The sequence below is a fragment of the Halalkalibacter flavus genome, from assembly GCF_036663575.1.
Taxonomy (GTDB): Bacteria; Bacillota; Bacilli; order Bacillales; family Bacillaceae_D; genus Halalkalibacter; species Halalkalibacter flavus.
Genome location: NZ_JAWRVK010000003.1, coordinates 201641 through 225877 on the forward strand (window position 1 = coordinate 201641; position 24237 = coordinate 225877).

Consider the following 24237-nt stretch of genomic DNA (forward strand, 5'->3'; position numbering starts at 1 on the left):
ATTTAGTTCAATAAGTTATTAACCTTGTGTATTATATTCAATTGAACAAATATTGGGAAGGTGGTGAGAGCACGAATGAAGAAAAAGCCTACAAAGGAACGGATTATTGAAACTGCTCTCCTTCTTTTTGAAGAGAACGGCTTTCATGCTGTAACCGTAGACCGAATTGTGAAGGAAAGTGGTTCATCCAAAGGGGGATTTTACCATAATTTTAAATCAAAAGATGAACTGTTATATACCGTACATGACTCATTCATTACATACATCCTAGATAAAGCAGAAGATGCATACAATCGTTACTCCACTCCTGCTGAAAGACTATATGAAACAATTAGATCTTTTGTAATGATGTTTGAATTGTATCGACCGCATGTAACGGTCTTTTATCAAGAGTCTCTTTATTTAAATAAAGAATACTTTGAGACAATTAAATTAAAGAGAAGGCGTTACAAAAATATGATGTTTAGTCTTGTTGAAGAAGGGATAGCTTGTGGGGAGTTTAGAAAGGAAATCCCTGTCCCGATCACGTCAATGGCTATTTTCGGAATGACAAACTGGACATACAAGTGGTACAAGGAAACTGGTCAGTATTCAATAAAAGAAATTGCAAACATATATGCCGATTTAGTCATGAATGCTGTCTTAACAAAAGAGGCGAGTCTGAAACCAGAATATGCACGCTTTTTCCTTAGGAGTGAGTTGGAAACAAGCTAAAAGGGGTTGTTCATATGGATATGTATGACTTTATTCAAGATATGGAAGACCGTCGTGATCGAATAAAACAAGGCGGAGGACAGAAGCGGATTGATGCTCAGCACGAACGAGGAAAATTAACAGCTAGAGAACGAATTGATTATTTGCTTGATGAGGGAACATTTATTGAGCTCAATCCTTTTATTGAATTTCGTGGAGATGCCTTTTGTTCAGATCAAGCACCTGGTGAAGGAGTTGTCACAGGCTATGGGAAAATTCATGGGAGTCTTGTCTTTTTATTTGCACAAGACTTCACTGTGTTTGGTGGAGCGTTGGGAGAGATGCATGCTCAAAAAATTGCTAAGATTATGGACTTAGCTGCTGAAAATGGGGCCCCCATGATAGGCTTGAACGATTCCGGTGGAGCTCGTATTCAAGAAGGAGTCTTATCTTTAGATGGCTATGGTCATGTCTTTTATCGAAATGCAATTTACTCAGGGGTAATTCCTCAAATTTCGGTTATTATGGGACCTTGTGCAGGAGGAGCTGTTTATTCTCCAGCGATCACTGATTTTGTGTTTATGGTAGAAAAAACAAGCCAAATGTTTATTACAGGACCTAAAGTGATTGAAAGTGTAACTGGAGCAAAGATCAATGCAGAAGATTTAGGTGGGGCAAAGGTTCACTCAAGTGTAAGCGGGAATGCTCATTTCATTGGCAAAACAGAAGAAGAAGTATTAGAAGATGTACGGACATTAATTCGATTTTTGCCTTCAAATTATGAGGAACGTGCTGCTTATATCGAACCAATAGAAAAGCGGCCTATAGATGAACGTATAAATGAATTACTTGATCTTGTACCTGTCGATGGCACAAAAGTATATGATGTGAGGAAAGTAATAAAGAAAATTGTTGATGACGATGTATTCATGGAGGTTCAACCGAATTTTGCAAAAAATATTGTTATTGGCTTTGGACGGATTGAAGGAGAAACGGTGGGAATTGTCGCTAATAATCCAAAAATGATGGCAGGTGGCCTTGATATTAATTCTTCAGATAAATGCTCAAGGTTCATTAGGTTTTGTGATTGTTTTAATATCCCCCTTATTACATTTGAGGATGTAAGCGGATTCATACCTGGGGTTCAACAGGAACATGGTGGAATCATTCGTCACGGTGCAAAGATTTTATATGCTTATTCCGAAGCAACTGTACCAAAAATAACGGTTATTGTACGAAAAGCATTTGGTGGAGCATATGTTGCTTTAAATAGTAAAGCGATTGGAGCTGATTTAGTTTTTGCATGGCCTAATGCTGAAATAGCTGTTATGGGACCAGAAGGTGCAGCAACGATTATTTATGCAAAAGAAATTAAAGAAAGCTCAAACCCAGAAGAAAAACGCCAACAAAAAATTAGCGAATACAAAAGGCGGTTTGCTAATCCATATATTGCAGCTGCAAATGGAATGGTCGATGACGTAATCGACCCTCGCGATACAAGGCGAAGCTTAGCTCAAGGATTAGAAATGTTAAAAAAGAAAAAGAAGCAACTACCTAAGAAAAAACATGGAAATATCCCTTTGTAATAGAAGCTGAGTGCACTGAAAAAGCAAGAACGACTTTTTCAGTAGCTTCTATATTAACGCCTTAATTGTCAGGAAGGGAGTGAACGGTGAAGCCAAAGTGGCAGCCGAATATGATGGATATGACATTTAATGAATTTCCAATTCCTACGTATGAACAATGGCGTAAAGTTGCAGAAAAATCTTTAAAAGGGAAATCGTTTGAAGACACGCTCCTTACAAAGCTACTTGATGATATTGTCCTTCAACCTATGTATCAATTAAAAGATCTTGAAGCTTGCAAGACTTTCGTTAATCAACCTGGAGTGTTCCCTTATGTAAGAGGCATAACTATAGAACCAAAACGAATGGCTATTAGTCAAGAATTAGGTGCAGCTACTCCTGCATTATTGCATGAGCGAATAAAACAAGATTTTACTAAAGGGCAAAATGTAGCTCATATTCTTATTTCAAATGAAATGAAAAATGGAGGGAAGTCGAACCTGGAAGAGCCATTCTCTACTGTTCCTCTATATGATTTAAATGATGTAAAGAAAGCCTTTCAGGGTATCGACTTTTCCGAATTTCCGTTTCATATTGATGCAGGGGTTGTTAGTGTTCCATTATTAGCTGCCATCAATCATGTTACCAATCGATTAACAGGCACGATCGCCTCTGATCCCCTTCATCAATTAGCGAAGGAAGGTAGGATGTATTACCCATTAGAACGTAGTTATGATTTGATGGCATGGGCGGTTAAATGGGCAATAGCTAATCACCCTGATTTACGTACGGTTCTCGCTCAAAGTCACGTTTTTCATAATGGAGGAGCTAGCCCTGCTTTAGAATTAGCTAGTACGTTATCGATGGGCGTGGAATATATCGAAGCTTTAATGAAGCGTGGAGTTTCCGCAACTGAGGCTGGACAATCAATTACGTTTTCATTTTCAATTGGGAAAGATTTTTTTAGTGAAATAGCAAAAGTTCGTGCTGCTCGTGCACTGTGGGCGGTGATAATGGCTGAATTTGGAGCAGAAGAAACTGGACAGAAAATGGTGATTCATGCACGCACATCTTCATTTACCAAAACAAAGGAAGATATGTATGTGAATGTACTCCGAGGGACTAGTGAATCTTTTGCAGCAGCAGTTGCTGGAGTAAATAGCGTTTCAGTTAGCCCAATTGATGAGCTTGTACAAGAACCAACCGAATTCTCGAGCCGCATTGCTAGAAACACTTCGTTGATTTTGCGAGATGAAGCATATATTGGAGCAACAATAGATCCTGCAGGTGGATCTTGGTTTGTAGAGCATTTAACTGAAAAAATAGCAAAAAAAGCATGGGGTATTTTTCAGGAGTTAGAAAGGGAAGGGGGAATGTTTGCGTCATTAAAAAACGGTCTTGTTCAAACAAAGATCGACATATGTTGGGAAAAGCAAGTGGAAAGCGTGAAAGATAGAAGACAAACGATTGTTGGTGTTAATCAATATGTTAAAGGTAGCGAAAAAAAACCTCCAAAACAAAGATCGAAAAAAGCAGAACGGAAGGCGTATTTCGATGCATTAAACGAAAAAGACAAACAAATGATTCAAGAAAAACCAAAGACAATAGCCGAAGTAGAAAAGTTGGTTCAACAAAATATCCCCTTTCACCAAATACATCACCAATTAAAAACTCCTTGCCAACCAGTAGAAGTTGAACGTATTTTACAACGACGTTTAGCAGAGCCGTACGAACTACTTCGCACACGTAGTAATCAAATCAAAGAAACTATTGGAGAGATTCCAGTTGTCTATATTGTTCGGTTAGGTAGTATTGCCTCTCATAAAACAAGAGTTGACTTTATTGAAGAGCTGTTTCAATGCGGTGGGTTTCAAGTTGAGGTTTCTAATCCGATGGAAACTAGTGAAGAAGCAATCAAATTAGCAAAACAACACAAACTTGTCGTTTTATGTGGGAGTGATGAAAGTTATGAGAATGTAGCACTGTCAATTGTTAAAGGTCTTACACAAGAAACTAAGACGGTATATATAGCTGGACGTCAAAAGGAACCGTTTATGAAACAATTAATGGATGCAGGTATGGCTGGAGCTATCCATGCCAAAACGAATGCTTACCATTTTTTATTTGACTTACAGGAAAAGATCGGGGGAAGCAAGCTATGATAAAGAAACCAGCTTTTCATAAGATGCCTTTTCCATCTTTTATAAAAAATAAAAAGAATGTGGAATTAACGGATGTGACAATGTTTCAAACAGCAGAACAAATACCCATTAAATCTGTATATACGAAAGAAGACATAAAGGAAATGAGACACTTAAACTATGTCTCAGGCATAGCACCTTTCTTTCGTGGTCCGTACCCAGCAATGTACAAAACTCGGCCTTGGACAGTCAGGCAATATGCAGGATTCTCTACTGCAGAAGAAAGCAACGCCTTTTATCGAAGAAATTTAGCAGCAGGTCAAAAAGGGCTATCGATTGCATTTGATCTAGCTACTCACCGAGGATACGACTCAGACCATCCACGTGTTGTTGGAGATGTGGGAAAAGCGGGAGTTGCTGTTGACTCCATTTTAGATATGAATATTTTATTTGATGGTATTCCGCTTGATCAAATGTCTGTATCTATGACGATGAATGGAGCTGTATTGCCAATTATGGCGTTTTACATTGTCGCAGCCGAGGAACAGGGTGTGCCTCCGGAAAGGTTAACTGGGACGATACAAAATGATATTTTAAAAGAATACATGGTACGAAACACGTATATCTATCCACCTGAGGCATCTATGAAAGTAATTGCTGATATTTTTGAATATACATCAAAACATATGCCTAAGTTTAATAGCATCAGTATTTCAGGCTACCATATGCAGGAGGCAGGAGCGTCAGCGGACATTGAACTTGCCTATACACTTGCTGATGGCTTAGAGTATGTTCGAACGGGTATGAATGCTGGTCTTGCTATTGACCAATTCGCACCGAGACTGTCATTCTTTTGGGCAATTGGCATGAATCACTTTATGGAAGTTGCGAAAATGAGAGCGGCCAGACTGATGTGGGCGAAACTGATGAAACCATTTGAACCGAAAAATGAAAAATCTCTGGCCTTAAGAACCCATTCACAAACGTCTGGGTGGAGTTTGACCGAACAAGACCCGTATAACAATGTCATCCGAACATGTATTGAGGCAATGGCTGCTGTCCTAGGTCATACGCAATCACTGCATACTAATGCATTGGATGAGGCAATTGCCTTACCTACTGATTTTTCTGCCAGAATTGCTCGGAATACGCAACTATACTTACAAACTGAAACAGGGATTACAAATGTATTAGATCCATGGGGAGGATCTTATTATGTCGAGTCATTAACAGCTGAATTGATGAAAAAAGCGTGGTCTCACATTGAGGAAGTGGAACAACTTGGGGGAATGGCTAAAGCCATTGAGACAGGACTTCCAAAAATGCGCATAGAAGAAGCTGCTGCTAGAAGGCAAGCTCAAATAGATTCAAATAAAGAAACAATTATCGGTGTAAACAAATACCGACTTGAGCAAGAAGAGGATCTTGACATATTAGATATTGATAATTCAGCTGTTCGTCATGCACAATTAAAGCGATTAGAAAAGTTACGAAAAGAGCGTAATGAAGATAAGGTAAATCAAGCACTTGATGCTTTAACGAAAGTGGCAGAAAGCGGAGAGGGGAATCTATTAGAATTCGCAATTGCAGCCGCAAGAGCAAGAGCAAGCCTCGGTGAAATATCATTGGCGTATGAAAAGGTTGTTGGTCGACATAAAGCAGTAATTAGATCTATAAGCGGAGTATATCGTGCAGAGTTTGGGGAGAAAGAAGTGATGAAAGAAATCCGTCAAGTAACTGATCAGTTCGCTAAAGAAGAAGGAAGACGTCCGCGAATTATGATTGCAAAAATGGGGCAAGATGGGCATGATCGTGGCGCAAAAGTGATCTCAACTGCTTTTGCTGATATGGGATTTGATGTTGATATTGGACCGTTATTCCAAACACCAGAAGAAGCAGCGATGCAAGCAGTCGAAAATGATGTTCATATTATTGGTGTAAGCTCATTAGCTGCCGGACACAAAACATTACTTCCTCAAGTAGTAGAGGAGCTTTGGAAGTTAGGGAGAGAAGACATTCTTGTCATTATTGGTGGTGTAATACCAGCTCAAGACTATCAATTTTTAAAAGACAAGGGAGCAGCTGCCATTTTTGGACCAGGGACTGTCATTCCTGTAGCTGCTAAACAAATTATGACTGAATTAAACAGGCGGTTGGGGTATGAGGAAGACAACTAGCTAGAGGGTTATCCCAAAAGGTTTGGTTGGAATAACCCCAGTATAGAAAGGAAAATTTATAAAGGTGTCCAAACGAAGTAGTGGCTTCTAAGGACACCTCCTTTGTATTGTAGAGAGGAGGATTTATGGATCAGCAATATAAAAGGCGTGGTGCCCTTTCAAAAGAAGAGTATATTGAAGGAGTTAAAAGAAATAATCGAGCGATTTTAGCTAGAGCTATTACCCTTATAGAAAGCAATGCCAAAAGGCACTTTTCTCTTGCGCAAGATGTTCTTACAGACCTTATCCCTGAAACAGGTAATTCGATAAGACTAGGGGTAACAGGTGTTCCAGGTGCTGGAAAATCGACTTTTATTGAGGCCATGGGAATGATACTTTGTGAAAAGGGGCATCGTGTGGCTGTATTAGCTGTTGATCCTTCAAGTTCGGTATCTCGAGGGAGTATACTTGGAGATAAGACAAGAATGGAGCGTTTATCCAAACATCCTAACGCCTTTGTCCGTCCGTCGCCTGCTGGAGGGACATTAGGGGGAGTAGCTAGAAAAACAAGGGAGACACTACTCCTATGTGAAGCAGCTGGATACGATATTATTATCGTTGAAACAGTCGGGGTTGGTCAGAGTGAAGTGTCCGTCCGCTCAATGGTTGATTGTTTCTTAGTTTTAATGCTAACTGGTGCTGGTGATGAGTTACAAGGGATGAAAAAAGGCCTGATGGAATTAATAGATTTATTGCTCATTAACAAGGCAGACGGAAGCAATTTGGAAAAAGCGGAGCAAGCAAAAATAGAATTAAGCAGGATTCTTCATATGTTACCTGAAATGACAGAAGGATGGGAACCAAAAGTCCAAACGGTTTCTTCACTAACAGGTAAAGGCATTGAAGAATGTTGGAATACGGTTCAAGTGTTTATTCAGTTTATGAAGGAATCAAATCAATTTGACGCACGAAGAAAAGCACAAGCAACAAATTGGTTTTATTCTTTGTTAGAGGAACAGCTTCTTAGAAATTTTTATGAAAACGATAAGGTGAAGAGTGAGTTACCATTGTTAACACAGGCAGTTGTAGGAGGTCAGATTAGCCCGACAAAAGCAGCTGTCGAGTTATTGAATAAAGTAAAGGGTTCTTGAGAACATAAATTAATTGCTGATAAACATAAAAGGGAGGGTCTCAAAAGTATGTTATTGAAGCCACTGAAAAAGGTAAAAATCGACCTTTTTCAGTGGCCTCCTGTTATTGGCCTTTGAGACCCTCCAGTAATGTACTACTTTCCTGATATGGCTAATGCAAGCTTTTCAAGAGGAACCGTAAATACCGTTGATTGATTCGCTTTCGGATTAAAATAAGCAATCAGTAAACTGGATTTTTCTGTAAAAGTACCATTTGTAAAATGAACGGGGATTGCTTCAATCATTGTATGTTTGTGTAATTCTTTCTCAGTTAGTTTGAGAGAAGCGAAATCTTCAGATACTAACAATGGGTTCTCAGCCAAAACCTTTAAATAGTGAGATTGCTCTTGTTTTGTTAGCGAAAAGTCCCACCATGTTTTACGAGGTTTATGCTTATGGTTTTCAAAATAGTCGACCATCATAAAAGAGCGTATTATCATTACCTTTGTTTTTGTTTTACGGGCGTTCAAAAACTGGTCTAGTCTTTTGAATAAGTCCTCTAATTGATGTCCGATTCGTGCCCATCCTCGTTTGTCCCAATAGTCACCAAACTCTTGAAAGAAATCAAACGGAGATTCAAATTCTTGTTCGACTAAATATTCAACGGTAAGATCCATTCGGTGATCATTCCAATATTTTTCAAGCACATCTTCCACTCGCTTTATACGAATAATTTCGTCAAAGGTTAAGACGTTATTTTGTAATATTTCATATGGAGAATGATCCATATATACATAATCATGTTGATCAGCACGAAGCCTGAGTCCTGTTCCACGAAGCATCTTTAAGAACCCTAGCTGCAATTCTTCTGGGCGCATCGCAAATACGTCGTTAAACGTGTTCCTGAAAGATTGATAATCCTCTTCTGGTAAACCAGCAATTAGATCGAGGTGTTGATCAATCTTTCCGCCTTCTTTTACCATAGTCACCGTTCGTTTTAATTTCTCAAAATTTTGTCGGCGCATAACAAGTTCGTTCGTAGCATCATTCGTTGATTGGACGCCAATTTCAAAGCGGAAAATCCCTGGTGGCGCATGCTCATTTAAGTAAGAGAGGACCTCTGGTCGCATAATGTCTGCTGTAATTTCGAATTGAAACACACAGCCTTGGTGATTTTCAATTAAGAAACGGAAAATCTCAAGTGCATAATCTCTTTTAATATTAAAGGTGCGGTCAACAAATTTAATAAGTTTTGCACCACTTTCTATTAGAAAGAGAAGGTCCGACTTAACTCTCTCAATGTCTACATACCGTACACCTACTTCTATTGAAGATAGGCAAAATTGACAACTGTAAGGGCAGCCGCGACTCGTTTCAAAATAAGTGACTCGCTTTGTTAAGCCGTCTAAATCTTCCTCAAACCGATAAGGTGTTGGTATGTCATCGAGTTTTAATTTTGGTCTTGGTGCTGTAATGATAACCTCTGAGTCTTTACGATAGGCAAGGCCAAACACCATATGGTATTTTTGGGTACTGCTTATTTCTTCTAGCAAGTGTTTGAATGTTTCCTCGCCTTCTCCAATAACGACAAAGTCGATATTTTCAAGAGTTTCTAACCACGCTTTTGTATCGTAAGAAACTTCAGGGCCACCAAGGACAATTTTAGTCTCTGGCATCACTTTTTTTAACATATTAATTACTTTTATCGTTTCTTCAATGTTCCAAATGTAGCAACTGAATCCGATCACATCTGGCTTTCGGTCATAAAGGTCAGAAACGATGTTCATGACTGGGTCTTTAATTGTATACTCGACCATTTCTATTGGGAAATCAGGTTCTGCATACGCTTTTAGACAACGTAAGGCTAAGCATGTATGAATATATTTTGCATTCAACGTCGTGACGACGGTTTTCATTTTGTACCCCTCAATTCTCTACTTTCATTACGTACTGTATCATACCACAATTCACAGTTGAACTTAAATTAGGGAAAATTTGCACAAAAAAGGTACCCTAGAAGATTTTTGACCTTTTAGGGTACCCCTGAATCAATGTAGCGAGCGCTGAGTGATTCTTGTTGGCGATTAATTTAATTTTTCGTAGTCTTCTAGGCTTTCTGCTACAATTGGTACACTCGTATCAATGTGACCGAACAATTCTGGATGGATTTCTCCATCGACAAGAATTTGTGTCTCATTAAAGCCAAACTGTTTCATTGCTAGAGCAATTTGCTGTAGTAGCATATACTCTGTACCAGAACCTACATTAGCTTGTAGTAATTCTTCAGAAAAAGAAGCATGAGCAACTCCTTCAATTTCTTCAACAGATAGTACTTCCACTCCCTCTGGGAGAAGAGAGGCAAGTCCTTCTTCTGTTGGCCCAGCTACCCAAGCTTCAAGTGTAGCTTTAAAAAGCTCTTCATCACTTACTTCTAATTGACGTTCGACTCTATACATGTCCATTACTTGGTCATCAGAAAAAACTAGCTCAATTGGAGTAACTTTCGTTTCCTCAATGACTTCTTCATCTTCAGAAGCTGTTACTTCTTCTTCTTCTGGTTCAATGGATTCAGCCGGCTCTTCCGTTTCCACTTCTTCTTGCTTGTCTTCAATGGTAGTATCTTCTTCTACCAAATCAGTGCTTTCTTCTGCTTCAATTCCATCAGTGGTTTGAAGTTCTTCGTTGCCAGCTGCACCTTGTCCACATGCACTAAGAATAAGGATGAATAACCCTAGTAGTATAAGAAACATCCAATTCTTTTTCATATTCATTCCTCCTTGTTCTCGTAAAAACACGATCAAAATTCTATCAATTAAATTCTACATCATTCATGTTGAAATTCAATGACTATTTTCGACATAGGTAAAATAGGCTAGAGAAGTAGGTATATTCTAGGAAAAGTTTGATTTACCTTTTTAAAAAGTGCTTGAAATGAAGATTGAAGAAAAAAATGGTACAATAATTGGAAGATTAATGAGGAAGGAATTTTGCTGATGCCACAAACGAAAGCTTTCCGTATTGGGTATGGAATCGCGCTTATATTTATTATCATTTATTTAGGCACCTTAATTGACTGGGTGTTCCGTCCGATCGTTGTTTTAGTTCAAACATTGTTTGCTCCAATTATTCTCGCCGGAGTTCTTTATTATTTGCTGCGTCCTTTTGTAAACTTATTAGCAAAGAAATTGCCAAGAGCGATCGCCATTTTGATTCTTTATCTTGGGGCGGTTGGCCTAATAACAGCGTTAGTGTTACTTATTGGCCCTGAATTACAAAAGCAATTTCATAGCTTTACTAGAAATATGCCTATTTTCATTAATGAAATTCGTGATATGTTTATTAATCTTCAAGCAAATGAATATGTGTCAAGATTTCAGGAGGGAGAAAATTTCTCTTTAGAAGAAATTACGATGGAATTTGCAAATTACTTAAATAACTTCGTTTCGAATTTAGGTCATAACATTGCAACATTTATTGGGTTTATAGCAAATGCATTGCTTATTATTGTTATTATTCCATTTGTGTTGTTTTATATGTTAAAAGAGGGAGAGAAGGCACCGAATCAACTCCTTAAATTGCTGCCAGAAAAAAGACAAAATGAAGGCCGAGAAGTGCTTAGAGCAATGGATGTTGCTTTGAGTTCCTATATTCAAGGACAAATCATTGTGAGTATTTGTGTTGGTATCCTAGCTTACATTGCTTTTTTAATTATTGGGTTAGATTATCCGCTCGTATTGGCTTTAGTTGCCATGTTTACGAATGTCATTCCTTTTATCGGCCCGTGGATTGGAACGATTCCGGCCGTTGTAGTTGGACTTTTGCACTCTCCACTGATGGCACTGTTAGTGATTGGAGTCGTTGTCATTGTTCAGCAAATTGAGAGCAATTTAATCTCTCCTCAGGTTATGGGAAGGAAGCTTCAAATACACCCTTTGACGATTATCTTTTTGCTCCTAGTTGCTGGAAGGTTTGCTGGGTTAATAGGACTATTAATTGCTGTACCAACTTATGCTGTTTGTAAAGTATTAGTGTTACACATTTATCGATTGTGGTTATTAAGAAATACCACTATTGACTAAACTGAATTATGATAATGTAAAGAAAAATGTATGAGGTGATTTTATGGCATTTGAACAAGATGGAATTAAACAAGTTGAAGTAGAAGAATTAAAAGAATTAATAAAAAGCAATTCGAAGGATCCGATTATTATTGATGTTCGTGAAGTGGAAGAATATGAAGAAGCTCATATACCTGGCTTGCCATTAATTCCAATGCAGACCATTCCAATGGTAATGGATCAATTAGATAAGGAGCAATCGTATTTATTTGTTTGCAGAAGTGGAAATCGTAGTCAAAATGTGGCTTTGTATCTTCAAAATCAGGGATTTACCAACGTACAAAATTATTTTGGTGGAATGTTAGCTTGGGATGGCGAAGTTAAGTCCGGCTCAGAATGGATTGTAAAAGATGTAAAAGAATTGAAGTAAGTCAAAAGATCGCTGACGATGGAGGGGGCTAACAAAGGTTTTTTCCCTCTGTAAAAGGCGGTCTTTTTTTGCCCTCTACATTGGGGGTGTCTCAAAAGGTAAAAAACAGACCTTTTGAGACACCCCATGGCAGAATTTTGATTCCTACAGATGATCCGTTGTTTTGGAATAAGAATGCTTGCCACGTTCGGCGTTTGCATGGGCTTGCTCATTTTTTTGACGATTTAATGCATTGTTATCTTTTTTCTTTTTATTATTGTCACCGGTACGAGACACGAAGCTTCACCTCTTTCATCATTGTTCTTCTTTAGATTGTCCGAAAAGAAAGACGGTTATGAACGAGGTTTAGTTATTAATACTTCGGGTAAAGTTCTATAACATACAAAAAAGGTGGAGATAACAATGGCAAAGAAGTCAATTATTGCAGTCGCAACGGCAGCTTGCGCAACGACAATTTTACTCAGAAAAAGAGACATACGGGCCAAAATTACTCAAGCCTCTCACAGCATGTATGAAAAAGTAACGGGAAGAAAAAGTAAAAAAGACTTAGAATCTCAAGTGAAAATAGGACATTCACATCCGTATGATTATGAAGATAATAAAATGGTTGATGAAGGAGCCTTAACAAGTATACAGCATTACAATCAAAAGCAGCAGAAGAGCCACAGCTAATAGAAAGCTTCTGTAACAAAGGTGAAAATGACGCTTAGCCTGTTATGAGAGAACGTTCATAGCAGGCTTTTTTTGTAAGAAAAATTTGTTCTTAAAAAAGGCTGTTTTCGCATCTTTGTTGTTTTTATAGGGTACGCGTTCTCCACATTGTTCGTTCCATTGCGCTCCAGCACTCGCACCCGCAAGGAGGTGTCGAGCCTCCTCGGCTGCGCCTGTGGGGTCTCGACCCTACCTCTTCATGAGGCCACTGAAAAAGTGCTCGTTTATTTCGGACTTGAAAAGGAGCTTCGACCTCGTTCCCGGGATGGGGGGCACGCTTTCCGCAGGCGGGCGTTGAACTAACCGGCTGCGCCGGTGGATTTCAACCTGCCCTTCCCTCCTGCAGGAGTCGGCCCTCCCATCCCGTCCGCTTTGTTGAGCGGAAAGATAGAAATTCCCTACTCTTCAACGATCAAAAGAAATAGGAGAAATAGCGTAAAAAGGCCTTTGAGAAATGAAACTCAAAGGCCTTTGTCTACAGTCTGAAGTTTAATTTTCATCAAACATTTCACTGTCATTTTATTTTATAATTTAGGTATTACATAGATGTAGGTGAATCTAATGATATCAAATGAAGAAACAATAACACTCAGTCCATATATGGGAATTTATGAACTAGTTGTCCCTAAAGATAATATGCTTCGTCAGATCAATGAACTTGTTGATTTTTCATTCATACTAAACGAGTTAAAATCAAATTATTGCCTTGATAATGGTCGGAATGCAATTCCGCCTGTTCGTATGTTCAAATATCTATTACTAAAAGTGATTTATGATTTATCGGATGTTGATTTAGTTGAACGTTCTAAGTACGATATGTCATTTAAATATTTTCTCAATATGGCACCTGAAGAATCGGTTATTGATCCAAGTTCGCTAACCAAATTCAGAAGGCTTCGCCTTAAAGACGAGGCTTTATTAGATATGCTCATTCGAAAATCAGTCGAGATTGCCTTAGAAAAGGAGATTATAAAGAGTAAAAGCATCATCGTGGATGCCACACATACAAAAGCTCGTTATAATCAAATATCCCCACAGGAATTTTTACAAGAAAAATCAAAAAATGTTCGAAAAGCTGTCTATCAGATTAATGAGTCCATGAAGGAGAAGTTTCCAGCTAAAACAACATCTAATGATGTTGCGGATGAATTGGAGTATTGTCGCCAAGTCATCTCTGTTGTGGAAAAAGAACCGCAAATCGCTCAGATTCCAGCGATTAAAGAGAAAGTAAATGTGTTAAAAGAAGTAGTAGAAGATTATACAGAGCATCTCAGTTATTCAAATGACCCAGATGCACGGCTTGGACACAAAGCAGAGGACTCTTCTTTCTTTGGATTCAAGACACACCTCGCTATGACGGAAGAACGAATTATTACAGCAGCAATGGTCACTTCTGGGGAAAAAAGCGATGGGAAATACCTACAGGAATTAGTTCAAAAAAGCCAAGAAACTGGCTTGGAAATTGATACACTCATTGGAGATACAGCCTACTCTGAAAAAGATAACATTCAATTTGCGAAAACAAATAACATGAATCTTGTGTCCAAACTACATCCTATCGTTACACACGGAACACGGAAAAATGATGAATTCGAATTCAATAAAGATGCCGGTATGTATGTTTGTAAAGCTGGACATATGGCAACTCACAAAAAATATGATCAACGAAAAGGGAAAGATACTAATCCTCGAATTCGATACCTATTTGATGTTGAGAAATGCAAAATCTGTCCATTTCAAGAAGGGTGTTATAAAAAAGGCGCAAAAACAAAGTCATATTATGTGACCATTAAATCAGAGGAACATTCTGATCAAGAAGCCTTTCAACAAACAGAAGAGTTTAAACAAATGGCGAAGTCACGTTATAAAATAGAAGCAAAAAATAGCGAGTTAAAACATCGACACGGGTTAAAAATTGCATCATCCTCGGGTCTGTTTGGTATGCAAATTCAAGCAGCTACCACGATATTTGCGGTGAATCTCAAGAGAATACTAAAGCTTTTAAACGAGAAAGAGTAATAAATAGAAAAGGAAAAGGCAATTTCTCATCCAATAACGGAGGGAAATTGCCTGTTTTTTTAATTCAAATTCTCATTAGCACGAAAAACGGAAGTTTTTCAGTGGCCTCCCTCTTCATCCCGCAGGAGTCGAGTGACTTCCGCTCCATTTCACTACGAGAAAACAACACATTTCTTCACAGCAACAATCTTTACGAAAAGAGCCTAAATAAATATAGAGAGATTAATCAGTTGTATGATGTCTTAGTTTTTGGTAAAGTGAATTAACAAAAATTGGACATGCTATAAATAGATAAATTGTTTGAAAAAGGATGGGGAAATAGATGATTACAATAAAAAATGAAACCATTGCACAAGTTCCATCGTTACATGTAGTGAAAGAATCAGAACGTTTACAGCCAGAAGTTCCAACTATCTTTTTCTTTCACGGATTTACAAGTGCAAAAGAACATAACTTACATGTAGCCTATTTACTAGCTGAAAAGGGTTTTAGAGTTATATTACCGGATGCATTGTATCACGGGGAACGTAGTGAAGCAGAATCAAAGGTCGAACGAGACTTAGCTTTTTGGGAGATTATTTTAACATCTATTCACGAGTTAGGATTCATGAAAAAAGAATTAGAAGAAAGTGGAACAATAAAGGGAGACAGAATCGGCGTAATAGGTACGTCTATGGGAGCAATTACTATGTTTGGGGCATTGACTCAATACCCTTGGATTAAAACTGCTGTTTCATTTATGGGGACAGCCTATTATGAAGCTTTTGCTCATGGATTAATTAAGACGGCTGAGAATCGCGGTCTAATGATTGAACAGAAAATGAAAGAAGAAGTTTTAAGGAAGATAAAACCGTTTGATTTATCTACGCAGTTAGATAAACTTGAAGGTAGACCATTGTTTATTTGGCATGGGAAAGACGATCAAGTCGTCCCTTATACACTATCCGAAAAGCTATATGATGAGCTTTTAGCTAATTACGAAGACACCCCAGACAAACTTCAGCTGTTAGCGGAAGAAAAAATTGGCCATAAAGTGTCGAGAAGAGCTGTATTGAGATCGGTTGATTGGTTTAATCAGCATTTACAAACAAAGGTGTCTTCCTAATAAATGAAATCAAGAACACTACAAGAAATTCAAAAGATTGTTGTTATTGTAGTTGGGGCCTTGTTTTTGGCTGCAGGGTTAAACTTCTTTTTAATACCAGCTAATGTATTTGCAAGCGGGTTTACTGGGGTAGCTCAATTGCTTGCTACAGTTATTCCACTTTCAACTGGGATTATGCTCTTTATCCTGAATATCCCTGTTGCGATTTTAGGATGGTTGAAGATTGGAAAAAGCTTTACCATTTACAGTTTTGTCAATGTTGTGCTAACGACCTTTTTCCTAGAAGTTTTGCCTGTTTGGGCATTTTCACCAGATATTTTGCTAAATGCTGTATTTGGTGGAGTAATATTGGCATTTGGAGCTGGTATAACTTTGAAATGGGGCGCTTCCTCTGGCGGACTTGATATTATTGCGTTAATATTATCAAGAGTGAGTGACCGTCCTGTTGGCGTCTACTTTCTTATTTTAAATAGTATTATCGTCATTACTGCCGGATTGCTATTTGATCCAGAACAAGCTCTGTATACACTAGTTGCCTTGTATGTCTCCTCACGAGTCATTGATGCCATCTATACTCGTCATGTGAAATTAACTGCAATGATTGTCACAAAACAAGCCGAAGTTTTAAGAGAGGCTATTCATGAACGAGTAACTCGGGGCATTACGCGCATTCCAGCAAAAGGCGGCTACACGTATGAAGATAAAGAGATATTAATGATTGTTATTACTCGCTATGAATTATATGAATTGAAGAAAGTGATACAAGAAGTAGATCCTCATGCTTTTACGAACATAGTCGAAACTGCGGGGATTTTTGGTTTCTTTCGAAAAGAATAAAAGAGGTGAAATAAATGAAAAAATGGATATGGCTTTTGTCGGTACTTATGTTGCTTAGTGCTTGTGGACAAGGGGCGAATGCACCTCTTTCAAATGGTGAAGGAGATGAGAAATTGGTAGATTCAAATTGGATCTTTACAGTTGAGACAGATCAAACGGACAATAAGTTACTAGTAAAACTTGCTGTTACAAATAACCAGGAAGAAGCATCTGCGATTGATTTTTCTTCTGGCCAAAAATATGAACTTGTTTTACTTGATGAAGCTGGTACGGAAGTATATCGTTATTCAGAAGGAAAAATGTTTACGATGGCTCTTATACATGAGACGTTTGAACCTGGTGAATCAAAAGAATTTGAAGAAAGAATTAACGTTGAGGACATTCCTGAGGGTGTGTATACATTAAAAGCGCAACTCATTCTAGCAGCTATAGATGGTAAAGCATGGTCAGAGGATGGGACGTTTCAGAAACAAGTTGATATCGAAATTAAATAAATAAAGAAGCTGGCTGCTAAGCCAGCTTTTCTTTATTTAGATGGGGTGTCGTGTCTGCCCCATTTCTTTCTTGCTTCTTCTTGGATTGCTCTTTTTAAGGCTTTATATTCTTCGTTTTTTGATATAGCAACGGAAGGTCGTTTAGTTAGGTTAACGTTGATATCACTTCCATACCAATAGGATGACGTTGATTTATTTTGTACTTTCATTTCAGCTTACTCCTTTCGCACTGGAATAGTAAGTTGAATAAGTTCAATGATTTCTTCATTAGATAATTCAGTTACACGTTGTTCTCCAGCTGCTAAAATTTGATCGGCTAATTCTTGTTTTTGCAACAGCATTCGATCTATTCGCTCCTCAAGAGTACCTGTGGTCACAAGTTTATGAACAGTTACATCCTTCGTTTGCCCAATTCGATAAGCGCGGTCGGTTGCTTGGTTTTCAACTGCAGGGTTCCACCAACGGTCGTAATGAATTACGTTTGTCGCAGCGGTTAAATTTAATCCAACGCCTCCTGCTTTTAATGAGAGTACAAAAAAGTTGATATTGTCATTCGTTTGAAAAGCTTCTATTGCTTCTTGGCGCTTAGTTCTCGTCAAGCTTCCATGCAAAAAGGGAACCATTTGATTATAACGTTCTTCAAGAGCATTGGCTAACAGCGCTCCCATTTCCTTGTATTGAGAAAATATCAGGACCTTTTCCTTGTTTGCAGAAAGACGTTCAATCAGCTTTAAGAACTCATCCCACTTTCCTGATTCATGTTCGTTAATCGAACGCTCTTTCAAGAAATGGGCAGGGTGGTTGCAAATCTGTTTTAATTTAGTAAGGCTTCTTAGAATGAGCGCACGTCTTTCGAATGCTGTTACCTCAGCTAGCTTTGTCACGATGTCGTCGACAACAGCTTGATACAGTGCTGCCTGTTCTATTGATAAATGAACATGATGAATTTTTTCCTCTTTTTTTGGGAGCCCGAGTTGCAAAGATTGATCTGACTTTTTTCGTCTTAAAATGAGTGGATGAATTAATTTCTGCAGCTTCCGTAGCTGACGTTCATCCTGATCTCGTTCGATTGGCCTCATAAAATTGGCCTGAAAATCCTGATATGACCCTAAATAAGATGGGTTTAAAACATCAAGTAATGACCAAAGTTCTCTTAAACGGTTTTCAATAGGTGTTCCGGTTAATGCAATTCGATGTACGGCTTGAAGCCTTTTTATTACTCGTCGCTGTTTTGTTTCGACATTTTTAATATGTTGTGCTTCATCTAGAATAAGCCCATTCCACATGTATTGTTGAAAGAGTTCAGTGTCTCTAACGACCAATTGATAGGACGTAATAATGATATCCCAGTGCGACGATTGTAACTCTTTCTCATCTAGTCGTGTAGGCCCATGGTGAACAAACACCCGTAGAGATGGAGCAAATTGCTCACATTCAAGAACCCAATTGTAAAGTAGAGAGGTTGGACAAATGAGTAAAAAAGGCGTACTTGATTTCCCGGCATCTTGCTGAGCTTTAAGAACATAGAGAATATATGCGATCGTTTGTATTGATTTCCCAAGTCCCATATCATCAGCTAAGCAACCGCCAAACCCAGTTCTTCTTAAGTGAGCAAGCCAAGAGACTCCCTCATGTTGATAAGGTCTAAGCTCTCCATGTAATTCACTAGGAACGTTTATTAAAGAAGGGGAAGACGTATAGAGTTCTTTAATAGACTGCGTTAATTCTTTTCCCCAAGAAACATCCCAATCAATATCTGAATCCATTTCTGCCTCGTCATCAAGTTGGTCAAGACGCCAAGCCTCTAAAAAGGAAGCTCCCTTTTGAATTCCTTCTAAATAGTCTAATAATTTATCAGCTAAAGACCGGTCCCATGACATCCATTCTCCATTTGAATAAAGGAAGGGGCGTTGTCCGTCAACAAACTCCTCGAATTCCTTTTTACTAATTTTGTGGTCTCCAAGAGCAACATCATAAGTGAATGAAGCAACGCTCTGCCAATCAAGAAGGGGCTCACTCGAAGCACTGCTTCTCTCTTGTTGTTGCATCGTTAGTTTGACACGTGGTTTCTTCTTTTCTGTCATCCAACGAGGCACTATCAAATGAAATCCTATTTGTTCAAGTACATCATCTGAGCTTGTAAATAGATCATAGGCCTCTTCTGCTTCTAGAAACAAAGTAGGTGCTGAAATTCGTAATGGTTTTAAAACATCAAGTATGTCTTGTGCTTTTTTAAGATCAACTTTGAGTTGGGCAATTGGATTTTCGCGCCACGGATGTTCTCCTCTTTCCAATTGATCCATTTCAACCATTAGTGAAGGCCGCTTTCGGTCGACCATACAAAGAGACACTTTCCAGTCACCATCTTTAGAATCAGGTTCTTGCAATGCTAAACCGGAAATAAACGGCTTCGCTTGAAGCAAACCAATTTGCTGTTGAAATGCTTCATTTGAAAGGGTTGTATCGAGCTTACCAGATTCTTTTAGCTGGGAGATAAGTGGAAACCATTTTTCGTTTAAGGAATTTTGCCAATTGAAATACTCATGCTGAACTTGAGACTGTTGTAGTAATAGACGAATCATGGCATCTGATAGTAATGTGACGATATTTTCAATTTGCGAAGCTTCATGAATGCCAGTTGATTTATTTTGTATATAACTCGTATTTTCCCGAATGGACCTTCCAGATAAAGGAATATAATCGAGCCATGCTTCGTGCGGAAACTGCTCTAACTGCCATTGGCCTGATGGAGTAGGTGAAAAGGCGCCATCAACTATAAATTCCTGGACATTTTCAAAAAGCTCTATCCACTTTAAAAAATCTGGTGCTAGCTCGATGTCCTCTTCTTCCTTCCACGTTTGAAATAAAGGAAAATAAGTGATGAGAGTATCTATAGGAAAAACAAGCCCTTCTATTGGGAAAGAATATTGATTCATATTTTCCTGAGCCTGATAAACAGTCATCTCACCAGCTAAAGAAGAGTACACTCTTTTATGAATTGGGACATCAATGATGGCTTTTTCTGTATCAATAAACGTTCCGTAAAATGATAATTGATCAAATTGAAACAATTTAAGCTTGAGTTTAAATGGTGAATGCAAAAAAGGGTATTGAAAATTAACAATTTGGTCAAAGCGAGATGTGGGTGGGCGCTCTCCCCATATGAAGAAAGATTCATGTAGCCATCCACCGTGTATAATAATTTTAGAGGTCAATTCGCTTCAACTCCTCAACGAACGCTCGGTACGTTCGGTACATTTTCTTTAATCTAGTTACATACTCCATAAACAATAGTTGATCTTGTTCGGATACATACAATGCTTGAAGATCCTTTAAGTATAGAGCAGCTTGCTCATAATAAACCCGGGATTTCTTTTCGACTAGCCTAACAATAAATTGATGATAAACAGGTCTTGCCAGTACCATGTCATAAGACGTTACAGCTTTTAATAGTTCTAACTTTTCTTCACGTAATCTAAGAGGATCACACTCATGTTTTAATAAGTATCTAACAGCCAATTCATATTTTTCAAAGCTAAGAAGTAACTTCTCATATGTTTTTGCTGCTTCTATTTGGTGAAGGCGTTTTTCAAGTTCGGGCAATAACCGTTCGACTAAAGCAAGTTGTTGCTGTTCTGATAAATGTTTAATATACATTTGAAACCTTTGAAAATTTGGTGACTGTAACCACCTTTCCCAAATTAACTCCTGCTCTTTTGGACTTACTGGTAAAGCAGAATTCATTTCATCTACAAACTTTTGTAGCGAACCATAATGGCCATTTTTCTTTTGAGGGAACAATGCGTGGAACCATTGTTTCATGGTCCGCCAGCGTCCTCGTTCTTTCAGTATTTGGAAATGGGAAGTCACATCTTGCTCACTTAGTGCTACGACGTTTTTTTGAAGTAACGTTAGTGAAGTGATCTCTTTTCCAGCGAGTAAAGCTACATAGCTGTAGGTATGAGCTAATTTACGAGAACAAGAAGCGGCAACAACTTCGTTTGACAAGTGTTCATATATATAATTAATATGCTCTGCCTGAGTTTCGTGTAGGATTTTGAAAAGCAAGGAAGGCCAAGGGGCATATTGATCATGTTGATCTTTAATAACAAGCGCTAACAACTTAGTGAGAAACTGCCGGTACACGTTCGATTGTATTGTAAGCAAATACTCAGTAATTTCATGACTTATTGATTGGAAAAAATAATTGAATCTACGTTCGTACTCATGAAGATTATTGGCTTTTAGAGATAATGTATAAACCCCATTCATATATACAAGCAGGTATGATAATGGATCATCTTTGCGTAATTTATTTACTCGTGTTTTGGCATCAGAACAGACTAATTCCAGGTTACGGTTATTGACATATCTTGAGGATGTCAATAAATGGTATGTATGGCTAATATCTTGTTCCACTTCTTGATATAACTCTGACTCTTCTTGAAAAAGCGAGCTATTCATAAAAAGTCTCACCTCTATTTCGAAAATTCCATTCTTTCATTGTATCTTTTTCAGGTAGAGAAGAAAAGCGAACACACAAATTAGAGAGGAATTTCCTTTTTCAGAATTCAATAAAAAAGGCTTTCACAAAAGGTCCGTTGTTTGACCTTTTGTGAAAGCCTATGAAATGTGTTAAATAATGAATGACAAAAGCATAAGGGCAACAATACTGCTTAACACTACTATTATAAGATTCGCACCTAAATAGGCAATTATTATCGCAGTTATTCCTCCAATAACCCCGTACCATATGTTTTCATTGATCGTAAGAATACCCGGAAAGATTAATGCACCTAGAGCAGCATAGGGGACATTCCGTAAAATAGCTTGAACCCAAGAAGGAATTCGTTCTACATCTAAAAATACAAGAGGAAGCATTCTCGGAATATATGTAACAATGGCCATGCCTGAGATGATAAGCATCATATTCATGCTCATGTGTTGTCACCACCATTTCTATAGAAAAATTCAATTCCTGCTGAGGATAGCAATGTCGCTAAAATAATAGACCAGCCACTAGGGAGAAATAACGAAAAAATACTGTTGAATAGAGCGGCGCTGACGGCTAAAAATACGACTTTCCGATGCTTTTTTAGTGATGGCATTAATAGTGCTATAAACATAGCGTATAATGCAATCCCCATGCTTTGTTGGAGGGTAGGTGGTAAGATCGTACCGACAAAGTAACCTATTCCTGAATTTATGACCCAACTTATGTAAGCTACTGTTGAAACACCAATAATAAATCCTGTCTTTACGTGGCCTTCTTGAGTTGTTGTAACTGCAAATACTTCATCTGTAATTCCAAATGAATAAAGAGCTTTGATAATCGGATGATCGTCATCAATTCGCTCACGGACAGAGGCGCTCATGAGAAGATGACGAATATTAACGATAAATGTAGTAAAGATAATTTCAAACGCTCCTGTACCAATTGCAATTAAGTTTAAGGCCATATATTGAGCGGCACCCGCATAAACGAATAAACTCATGGCCATCGTCTCTAAAAATGTTAATCCAGTACTTTTGGCCAGCAAACCGAATGTTAAAGCAGCTGGTAAATAACCAATTGCAATACTAGAACCAGCTAGTAACCCACGAGCAAACGGGGTTTTTTGGTTGGATAATACAGTTGTTGACATAGCGACTTCCCTTTCTTATAAAAAAACTTCCCTTTAAATGGAGAATATTAACAATACGATTGTATGTTAAAGTCCGTCTATCAACAAGTAATTTCATTTATCTTAGTGGAAGAATTAAAAAGAATATTTATGGTTTGGGCAGGGGAGAGGTGGAGGGAGTCCCGAAAAAATGCAAGCACGTCAGGGGTGCTTGCATTTTTCGCTGTACAACGAACAGCGAAACAAGTATTTCTATCTTATATTTAGTTATAGTAGCTGTTCCACTTGCTCGCGTCTAGTCAGTAGCTTCTTTAATTTCTTTTTGTGAGAATCAATTAGCCATTCGTCTGAGTCAATCAAAGCTTCATGTAGTTCCATTAGGACATAGTCAATTTCTAAATTCATCATATTGTATATGGTACGTGGCTCAAGTGATTTCCCATCATCTTTGTACTGAATCATCGATCCATTTCGGTTCATCATGACCTTTTCACTCCCATCAATTTCGATCATCGACTCAATATCACCGGATTGGTATGAAGTAATATAGAGAGGACCTTCTGTGGAACGTTTGACAATGCCATTGCCTTTTTCATGTTGAAGTAGTTTTTCAAGTGAACTTGCTAACACATCATCATAAACATGAAGACTGTCAGCTGAAAGGGTGAGAAATTCAGTATTTCGAATAAAAGGGAGTTCGTGGACTGAATCCTCTAGTTCAATCATGAGGTAAATAGTTTTTGCATCATAGCGCCAAAAGAGAGAGTAATGTTGGCTCATCATTCTTTTGATAAACTGATGCAGTGCTGGTTTGGATAGTTCGATATAAACATCGGAAAACTCCACTTCAACAAACGAATCTCTCATCATATGGACACACACTCCTTTGACAGCTTCGCATTGATAAGGTTATGGTTGCTATATCATATGTAGAATAGTCAGAAAAAAGAAGTAAAACGCCCAGTTTCATGAGAAATGGGCGGGAAATTTTATTTTAGATTTCAAAAAAGGAAGGGCGCCTTTTGGAGTGGCTAGAGGAAGTTTGTGCGATGGCTCCACTCACCGTGCGCCCTTTAGGAGAACCCCACCCCTAAAGGGCTTAAAAGAAACGGTGGCTCCGCTCATCGCAAGAAAAACCACAAAAAGGAAGAGCGCCTTTTTGTGGTGAATCGAGGGAGAGTGCAATGGCTCCGCGCGCCGTGCGCCCTTTAGGAGAACCCCACCCCTAAAGGGCTTAAAAGAAACGGTGGCTCCGCTCATCGCAAGAAAAACCA

The 24237-nt window shown here is 38.3% G+C and carries 21 protein-coding genes; 12 read left to right on the forward strand and 9 right to left on the reverse strand.

Annotated elements, in window-relative coordinates:
• Positions 1-75: 75 nt before the first annotated feature.
• The 5 genes from SAY88_RS03540 to meaB all read left to right on the forward strand — a co-directional run bounded on the left by SAY88_RS03540 (position 76) and on the right by meaB (position 7706).
• Positions 76-714, forward strand: coding sequence for a TetR/AcrR family transcriptional regulator (locus tag SAY88_RS03540; RefSeq protein ID WP_332629344.1), 639 nt, complete (start codon positions 76-78; stop codon positions 712-714).
• A 14-nt stretch (positions 715-728) separates the two neighbouring features.
• Entirely contained in the window at positions 729-2279 is a 1551-nt protein-coding gene (locus SAY88_RS03545; protein ID WP_332629345.1) for an acyl-CoA carboxylase subunit beta, read from the forward strand.
• An 86-nt stretch (positions 2280-2365) separates the two neighbouring features.
• A complete protein-coding gene (locus SAY88_RS03550) occupies positions 2366-4420 on the forward strand; it encodes a methylmalonyl-CoA mutase family protein (RefSeq protein ID WP_332629346.1) in 2055 nt (684 codons plus the stop codon).
• A complete protein-coding gene (scpA, locus tag SAY88_RS03555) occupies positions 4417-6576 on the forward strand; it encodes a methylmalonyl-CoA mutase (protein WP_431308832.1) in 2160 nt (719 codons plus the stop codon). The genes SAY88_RS03550 and scpA overlap by 4 nt, the downstream gene beginning before the upstream one ends.
• Positions 6577-6701: 125 nt before the next feature.
• Positions 6702-7706 carry a methylmalonyl Co-A mutase-associated GTPase MeaB gene (gene meaB / locus SAY88_RS03560; RefSeq protein WP_332629349.1) on the forward strand — a complete coding sequence of 335 codons (1005 nt, stop codon included), beginning with the start codon at positions 6702-6704 and terminating at the stop codon, positions 7704-7706.
• Positions 7707-7840: 134 nt separating this feature from the next.
• On the opposite strand, the gene SAY88_RS03565 is transcribed toward meaB, so the two are convergent.
• The gene (locus tag SAY88_RS03565; RefSeq protein WP_332629351.1) at positions 7841-9601 is read right to left on the reverse strand and encodes a B12-binding domain-containing radical SAM protein; all 1761 of its coding nucleotides are present in this window, start codon (positions 9599-9601) and stop codon (positions 7841-7843) included.
• Between the two features lie 168 nt (positions 9602-9769).
• A complete protein-coding gene (locus tag SAY88_RS03570; protein ID WP_332629354.1) occupies positions 9770-10450 on the reverse strand; it encodes a GerMN domain-containing protein in 681 nt (226 codons plus the stop codon).
• Between the two features lie 228 nt (positions 10451-10678).
• Here SAY88_RS03570 and SAY88_RS03575 point away from each other — a divergent pair, with 228 nt between their 5' ends.
• Both SAY88_RS03575 and SAY88_RS03580 read left to right on the forward strand, forming a co-directional pair.
• Positions 10679-11764, forward strand: a complete 1086-nt coding sequence (locus SAY88_RS03575) for an AI-2E family transporter (protein WP_332629356.1) — start codon at positions 10679-10681, stop codon at positions 11762-11764.
• A gap of 43 nt (positions 11765-11807) precedes the next feature.
• On the forward strand, positions 11808-12173 hold the full coding sequence (locus tag SAY88_RS03580; protein ID WP_332629359.1) for a rhodanese-like domain-containing protein: 366 nt from the start codon (positions 11808-11810) through the stop codon (positions 12171-12173).
• A gap of 144 nt (positions 12174-12317) precedes the next feature.
• Here the strand turns inward: SAY88_RS03580 and SAY88_RS03585 are convergent, their stop codons facing one another.
• Positions 12318-12449: a DUF3941 domain-containing protein gene (locus SAY88_RS03585; RefSeq protein WP_332629360.1), complete on the reverse strand. Its 132-nt coding sequence runs from the start codon at positions 12447-12449 to the stop codon at positions 12318-12320.
• Positions 12450-12575: 126 nt separating this feature from the next.
• Here SAY88_RS03585 and SAY88_RS03590 point away from each other — a divergent pair, with 126 nt between their 5' ends.
• The 5 genes from SAY88_RS03590 (at position 12576) to SAY88_RS03610 (ending at position 17339) form a co-directional block, all read left to right on the forward strand.
• Complete coding sequence (locus tag SAY88_RS03590) at positions 12576-12845, forward strand: hypothetical protein (RefSeq protein WP_332629361.1); 270 nt, start codon at positions 12576-12578, stop codon at positions 12843-12845.
• Positions 12846-13445: 600 nt separating this feature from the next.
• Entirely contained in the window at positions 13446-14903 is a 1458-nt protein-coding gene (locus SAY88_RS03595) for an IS1182 family transposase (RefSeq protein WP_332629362.1), read from the forward strand.
• Positions 14904-15225: 322 nt separating this feature from the next.
• A complete protein-coding gene (yjfP, locus tag SAY88_RS03600; RefSeq protein ID WP_332629363.1) occupies positions 15226-16008 on the forward strand; it encodes an esterase in 783 nt (260 codons plus the stop codon).
• Positions 16009-16011: 3 nt separating this feature from the next.
• Positions 16012-16845: a YitT family protein gene (locus SAY88_RS03605; RefSeq protein WP_250097062.1), complete on the forward strand. Its 834-nt coding sequence runs from the start codon at positions 16012-16014 to the stop codon at positions 16843-16845.
• Between the two features lie 14 nt (positions 16846-16859).
• Entirely contained in the window at positions 16860-17339 is a 480-nt protein-coding gene (locus tag SAY88_RS03610; protein ID WP_332629365.1) for a BsuPI-related putative proteinase inhibitor, read from the forward strand.
• 32 nt (positions 17340-17371) lie between these two features.
• Here the strand turns inward: SAY88_RS03610 and SAY88_RS03615 are convergent, their stop codons facing one another.
• The 6 genes from SAY88_RS03615 to SAY88_RS03640 all read right to left on the reverse strand — a co-directional run bounded on the left by SAY88_RS03615 (position 17372) and on the right by SAY88_RS03640 (position 23833).
• Complete coding sequence (locus SAY88_RS03615) at positions 17372-17548, reverse strand: hypothetical protein (RefSeq protein WP_332629366.1); 177 nt, start codon at positions 17546-17548, stop codon at positions 17372-17374.
• Between the two features lie 6 nt (positions 17549-17554).
• Positions 17555-20554 (reverse strand): DEAD/DEAH box helicase, encoded by a 3000-nt coding sequence (locus tag SAY88_RS03620; RefSeq protein WP_332629368.1) that lies wholly within the window; start codon positions 20552-20554, stop codon positions 17555-17557.
• On the reverse strand, positions 20544-21803 hold the full coding sequence (locus tag SAY88_RS03625) for a hypothetical protein (protein WP_332629369.1): 1260 nt from the start codon (positions 21801-21803) through the stop codon (positions 20544-20546). The genes SAY88_RS03620 and SAY88_RS03625 overlap by 11 nt, the downstream gene beginning before the upstream one ends.
• Before the next feature lie 171 nt (positions 21804-21974).
• Positions 21975-22280, reverse strand: a complete 306-nt coding sequence (locus SAY88_RS03630; protein WP_332629370.1) for an AzlD domain-containing protein — start codon at positions 22278-22280, stop codon at positions 21975-21977.
• Positions 22277-22984 carry an AzlC family ABC transporter permease gene (locus SAY88_RS03635; RefSeq protein ID WP_332629372.1) on the reverse strand — a complete coding sequence of 236 codons (708 nt, stop codon included), beginning with the start codon at positions 22982-22984 and terminating at the stop codon, positions 22277-22279. The genes SAY88_RS03630 and SAY88_RS03635 overlap by 4 nt, the downstream gene beginning before the upstream one ends.
• Positions 22985-23230: 246 nt before the next feature.
• The gene (locus SAY88_RS03640) at positions 23231-23833 is read right to left on the reverse strand and encodes a hypothetical protein (RefSeq protein ID WP_250097069.1); all 603 of its coding nucleotides are present in this window, start codon (positions 23831-23833) and stop codon (positions 23231-23233) included.
• Positions 23834-24237: the final 404 nt, after the last annotated feature.

Excerpts from the sequence above, each read along its gene's own strand:
- SAY88_RS03540 (WP_332629344.1), top strand. The coding sequence starts at position 76 with ATGAAGAAAAAGCCTACAAAGGAACGGATTATTGAAACTGCTCTCCTT.
- SAY88_RS03545 (WP_332629345.1), top strand. The coding sequence starts at position 729 with ATGGATATGTATGACTTTATTCAAGATATGGAAGACCGTCGTGATCGA.
- scpA (WP_431308832.1), top strand. The coding sequence starts at position 4,417 with ATGATAAAGAAACCAGCTTTTCATAAGATGCCTTTTCCATCTTTTATA.
- meaB (WP_332629349.1), top strand. The coding sequence starts at position 6,702 with ATGGATCAGCAATATAAAAGGCGTGGTGCCCTTTCAAAAGAAGAGTAT.
- SAY88_RS03565 (WP_332629351.1), bottom strand. The coding sequence starts at position 9,601 with ATGAAAACCGTCGTCACGACGTTGAATGCAAAATATATTCATACATGC.
- SAY88_RS03570 (WP_332629354.1), bottom strand. The coding sequence starts at position 10,450 with ATGAAAAAGAATTGGATGTTTCTTATACTACTAGGGTTATTCATCCTT.
- SAY88_RS03575 (WP_332629356.1), top strand. The coding sequence starts at position 10,679 with ATGCCACAAACGAAAGCTTTCCGTATTGGGTATGGAATCGCGCTTATA.
- SAY88_RS03580 (WP_332629359.1), top strand. The coding sequence starts at position 11,808 with ATGGCATTTGAACAAGATGGAATTAAACAAGTTGAAGTAGAAGAATTA.
- SAY88_RS03590 (WP_332629361.1), top strand. The coding sequence starts at position 12,576 with ATGGCAAAGAAGTCAATTATTGCAGTCGCAACGGCAGCTTGCGCAACG.
- SAY88_RS03595 (WP_332629362.1), top strand. The coding sequence starts at position 13,446 with ATGATATCAAATGAAGAAACAATAACACTCAGTCCATATATGGGAATT.
- yjfP (WP_332629363.1), top strand. The coding sequence starts at position 15,226 with ATGATTACAATAAAAAATGAAACCATTGCACAAGTTCCATCGTTACAT.
- SAY88_RS03605 (WP_250097062.1), top strand. The coding sequence starts at position 16,012 with ATGAAATCAAGAACACTACAAGAAATTCAAAAGATTGTTGTTATTGTA.
- SAY88_RS03610 (WP_332629365.1), top strand. The coding sequence starts at position 16,860 with ATGAAAAAATGGATATGGCTTTTGTCGGTACTTATGTTGCTTAGTGCT.
- SAY88_RS03615 (WP_332629366.1), bottom strand. The coding sequence starts at position 17,548 with ATGAAAGTACAAAATAAATCAACGTCATCCTATTGGTATGGAAGTGAT.
- SAY88_RS03625 (WP_332629369.1), bottom strand. The coding sequence starts at position 21,803 with ATGAATAGCTCGCTTTTTCAAGAAGAGTCAGAGTTATATCAAGAAGTG.
- SAY88_RS03630 (WP_332629370.1), bottom strand. The coding sequence starts at position 22,280 with ATGAGCATGAATATGATGCTTATCATCTCAGGCATGGCCATTGTTACA.
- SAY88_RS03635 (WP_332629372.1), bottom strand. The coding sequence starts at position 22,984 with ATGTCAACAACTGTATTATCCAACCAAAAAACCCCGTTTGCTCGTGGG.
- SAY88_RS03640 (WP_250097069.1), bottom strand. The coding sequence starts at position 23,833 with ATGATGAGAGATTCGTTTGTTGAAGTGGAGTTTTCCGATGTTTATATC.